This is a genomic window from Paraburkholderia humisilvae (assembly GCF_902859855.1).
In the GTDB taxonomy this organism is placed as follows: Bacteria; Pseudomonadota; Gammaproteobacteria; order Burkholderiales; family Burkholderiaceae; genus Paraburkholderia; species Paraburkholderia humisilvae.
Genome location: NZ_CADIKH010000493.1, coordinates 1 through 555, shown reverse-complemented (window position 1 = coordinate 555; position 555 = coordinate 1). Strand labels below are relative to the sequence as shown.

At 56.8% G+C, this 555-nt stretch carries 1 pseudogene; it reads right to left on the bottom strand.

Annotation, left to right across the window (positions count from 1 at the left end):
• Positions 1-27: 27 nt before the first annotated feature.
• Positions 28-394 (bottom strand): annotated as a pseudogene (locus HV796_RS43205) (IS6 family transposase); the annotation flags it as partial.
• Positions 395-555: the final 161 nt, after the last annotated feature.

Genomic DNA, 555 nt, shown 5'->3' with positions numbered 1-555 from the left:
CGCCAATGCTCACGGGTGGGAGGCGTTCATTTCATTGAGTTCGATGCCGGCCAGGATGATGCGAGCACACCGCAAATCCTTGAAACCCATCATTGGTTTGATGATGCGTTTCATGGCGCGGTGATCCTGCTCCACGATGTTATTCAGATACTTGTTCTGACGGACCTTGATCGGCGTTGAGCGCTTCGAGCGCGGCCAGATTGGCACCGCTCCTATCCATGGTGATGATCTCCGGCTCGCCGTTCCGGTCGATGGCTTTCTCGAAATAGCGACGGGCGGCAGCCTTGTCACGATGGGCTCGAAGCAGGAAATCCACCGTCTTTGCGGCCTTGTCCACAGCGCGATAAAGGTATTTCCACTGGCCTCTGACCTTGACGTAGGGGTGAGTAGACCTTAGGAATTGCGCCCGAAGTCTCTCGCAGAACCGTACGTGACACTCTCGCGTCATACGGCTCTCTATGAACGCGTCCCGCTTTGCAACAGCTTTCGCGTGTTCGGACTGACAGGATGGGCTGCAGCTCTCTATCCGGCCTTGTTGCAGCCGGTAATGCCCGC